The sequence below is a fragment of the Zemynaea arenosa genome (assembly GCF_004614185.1).
Lineage (GTDB): Bacteria > Pseudomonadota > Gammaproteobacteria > Burkholderiales > Burkholderiaceae_D > Telluria > Telluria arenosa.
In genome coordinates, this window is record NZ_SPVF01000017.1 from 1 (window position 1) to 3,636 (window position 3,636).

Genomic DNA, 3,636 nt, shown 5'->3' on the forward strand with positions numbered 1-3,636 from the left:
CCTACAGACCGCTCTCGCGGCCGCCCGCCTGGGCGAATGGCGCTGGGACGCCGCCACCGACCGCTTCACGCTGGGCCCGCGCGCCGCCGAGCTGTTCGGCCTGCCGGGCGAGCAGCCGCTGGGTTGGGACCAGCTGCGCGAGCGCATCCTCGACGGCGACCGCGACACCGTGCGCACCGAATTCGTGCTGGCCACCAACCAGCACAACGACCTGAACGTCGAATGCCGCCTGCTCGGTCCGCACGGCAGCCAGCGCTGGATCGCCATCATGGGCCGCCTGGACACCGGCCGCACGGGTATGAGCGGCGTGGTCCAGGATATCGGCGGCCGCAAGAGCGCCGAGGACAGCCTGCGCCAGAGCGAAGAAGTGCTGCGCGCGCTGGCCAATTCCATCCCCCAGCTGGCCTGGATGGCGAATGCCGACGGCTACGTGGTCTGGTACAACGAACGCTGGTACGAGTACACGGGCAAGAGTCCGGCCGACATGCTCGGCTGGGGCTGGCAGTCAGTGCACGACCCGGACGTGGTGCCGCTGATGATGGAGCGCTGGCGCGAGTGCCTGCGCACCGCCCGCCCGTTCGAAATGGAATTCCCGATCCGCGGCGCGGATGGCGAGTTCCGCTGGTTCCTCACCCGCATCAACCCGGTGCGCGACCGCCATGGCCACGTGGTGCGCTGGTTCGGCACCAACACCGACGTGGACGCCGTCAAGCGCGTCGAACAGGCCCTGCGCGAAGAATCGAACGTCCTGGAACTGCTCAACGCCACCGGCGCCACCCTGGCCACCCAGCGCGACCTGCGCTCGCTGCTGCACACCGTGGCGGATGCGGCCACCGACATTTCGGGCGCCCGCACCTGCGGTGTGCTCTATCATGCGGTCGGCAACCGCGGGCTCTACGTGATGTGCGGCACCGGCGCCGAGCACGAGGGCCCGTTCTCCCAGCCGCGCCCGCTCGTGCTCGCCGACCGCGGCTTGCAGGCTGGCCAACCGCTCCTGATCGGCGACCTGAACCAGGACAAGCGCTTCGCCCAGACCCCGGCCGCGCTGGCCCTGCCGGCCGCCGGGCTGCCGGTGCGCAGCTACCTGGCGGTGCCGATCACGGCCCCGTCCGGCGAGCGCCTGGCCACCATGTTCCTGGGCCACCCGGAACCGCATGCGTTTGGCGAGCGCACGGTGCGCATCGTCAGCGGCATCGCGGCCCAGGCGGCCGTGGCCATCGACAACACGCGGCTGTACGAGAACGCCCAGCAGGCCGCCGAGGAACGCAAGGTGCTGCTGGAAAGCGAACGCCTGCTGCGCACCGAGGCCGAGCATGCCAGCCAGATGAAGGACGAGTTCCTGGCCACCCTGTCACACGAGCTGCGCACCCCGCTGTCGTCGATCCTCGGCTGGGCCCAGGTGCTGCGCCGGGGCAGCCGCGACCAGGCCGACCTGAACAAGGGCCTGACCACCATCGAGCGCAACGCCCGCGCCCAGGCCCAGCTGATCGAAGACCTGCTGGACATGAGCCGCATCACCTCCGGCAAGGTGCTGCTGGACATGCAGACCGTGGCCGCGCCCATGTTCGTGGACGCCGCCATCGAGACGCTGCGCCCCGCCGCCGAGGCCAAGAACATCGGCATCGTCCGCCACTACGACCCGGCCGCCGGACTGATCGCAGGCGACCCGGCCCGGCTGCAGCAGGTGATCTGGAACCTGCTCTCGAACGCCATCAAGTTCACCCCGCGCGACGGGCAGCTGGACGTGTTGATCGCGCCGGCCGAGGACCATGTCCGGATCGCCGTGCGCGACACCGGGATCGGCATCCGTCCGGAATTCCTGCCCCATGTGTTCGAGCGCTTCCGCCAGGCGGACGCCTCCATGACCCGCCGGCACGGCGGCCTGGGCCTCGGCCTGTCGATCGTCAAGCACCTGGTCGAGCAGCACGGCGGCACGGTGCGGGTGGACAGCGAGGGCGAAGGCCGCGGCGCCACTTTCAGCCTGGAGCTGCCGCTGGCCAAGCCGCATGCCTCGGCCGCGCGCCCGGACCGCCCGGCCCAGCTCAAGAGCGCGCGCGCCAACGAAATGACGCTGCGCGATCTGTCCGGCGTGCGGGTGCTGGTGGTGGATGACGAGCCCGATGCCCGGGAACTGATCAACCGAATTCTGTCCGAGTGCCAGGCCCAGGTGACCATGGCCGCGAATGCGCCCGAGGCCCTGGCCCAGCTCACCCAGGCCCCGCCGGACGTGCTGGTGAGCGACCTCGGCATGCCCGGCATGGACGGCTTCGAGCTGCTGGCCCAGGTGCGCGGGCTGGGTCCCGAGCGCGGCGGCACGGTGCCCGCCGTGGCGCTGACCGCCTTCGCCCGCTCGGAGGACCGGGTGCGGGCGCTGGAGGCCGGATTCGTGGCCCACATCGCCAAACCGGTGGAACCCAGCGAGCTGATAGCCGCGGTCGCCACCATTGTCAAGGGCGGCGGTGCCTGAAAATTTAGCTGTTCCTACTGAAACACGGCGCGCTGTCCTACAAGAAAGTGCAGCTGTTTTGGGTACACTTGTTGAAGGTAATCCAGTACTTACGACCGAAGCATGCCCAGCCGAGAAGACATCCTGAACGCGAAGATTCTGGTAGTAGACGATTCGCCCGACAATATCGAGCTCATGGAAGAGATATTGCGCGAAGAAGGCTACACCAATGTCAGCTCGACCATGCTCCCCGAGCAAGTCTGCCCGCTGCATCGCCAGCACACCTACGATCTGATCCTGCTGGATCTGCAGATGCCCGGCCTGAACGGCTTCCAGGTCATGAAAGGCCTGAAGGAAATCGAACAGGGCGGCTACCTGCCGGTGCTGGCCCTGACCGCCCAGCCGAGCTTCAAGATCGCCGCGCTGGAAGCCGGTGCCCGCGACTTCATCAGCAAGCCCTTCGACCTGCTGGAAGTGCACAAGCGCATCCACAACATGCTGGAAGTGCGCCTGCTGTACAAGGAGCTGGCCCAGTATTCCAAGACCCAGCAGGAGCTGGCCCTGCACGACGCCCTCACCGGCCTGCCCAACCGGCGCCTGCTGGAGGACCGCATCGCCACCACCTTGCAGCATGCCAACCGCCATCACCACAAGGCGGCCATCATGTACCTGGACCTGGACGGCTTCAAGGCCATCAACGACACCTACGGCCACGCCTACGGGGACGAGATCCTCAAGATGGTGGCCCAGCGCCTGGTCGCCCACTCGCGCAAGGAAGACACGGTGGCCCGCCTGGGCGGCGACGAATTCATGATCGTGCTGGGCGACATCCACACCCTGCAGGATGCGATGGGCCCGGCCGCCAAGCTGGTGGAGGCGGTGTCCGAGCCCTACTTCATCAACGACCTGACCCTGCGGCTGTCGACCAGTATCGGCATCAGCGTCTATCCGGACGACGCCGAATCGGTGGAAGCCCTGATCAGCATCGCCGACTACGCGTTGTACGAGGCCAAGCGCGCCGGCAAGAACCGCTTCTGCACCACCTCGGCCGGCCCGGTCGAGGCCACCCCCGCCCCGGCCAGTGCGCCGGTGGCACCGGCCGACCTGGCCCACCGCTAGGACCAGCCGGTCCGCCCGTCTCCTCCGCCCATCGTGCGCCCCACCGCCGAGCGCCTGCGCCTGCTTGCATC

At 68.5% G+C, this 3,636-nt stretch carries 2 protein-coding genes; both read left to right on the forward strand.

The window, feature by feature from the left end:
* Positions 1–2,467, forward strand: a 2,467-nt coding sequence (locus E4L96_RS01440; RefSeq protein WP_307721619.1) for an ATP-binding protein, incomplete at its 5' end; no start/stop codon positions are given.
* Positions 2,468–2,569: 102 nt separating this feature from the next.
* On the forward strand, positions 2,570–3,565 hold the full coding sequence (locus E4L96_RS01445; protein ID WP_135205464.1) for a GGDEF domain-containing response regulator: 996 nt from the start codon (positions 2,570–2,572) through the stop codon (positions 3,563–3,565).
* The last annotated feature ends 71 nt before the right edge of the window (positions 3,566–3,636 follow it).

Bases quoted from the DNA above. Each gene is read 5' to 3' on its own strand.
- E4L96_RS01445 (WP_135205464.1), top strand. From the start codon at position 2,570: ATGCCCAGCCGAGAAGACATCCTGAACGCGAAGATTCTGGTAGTAGAC.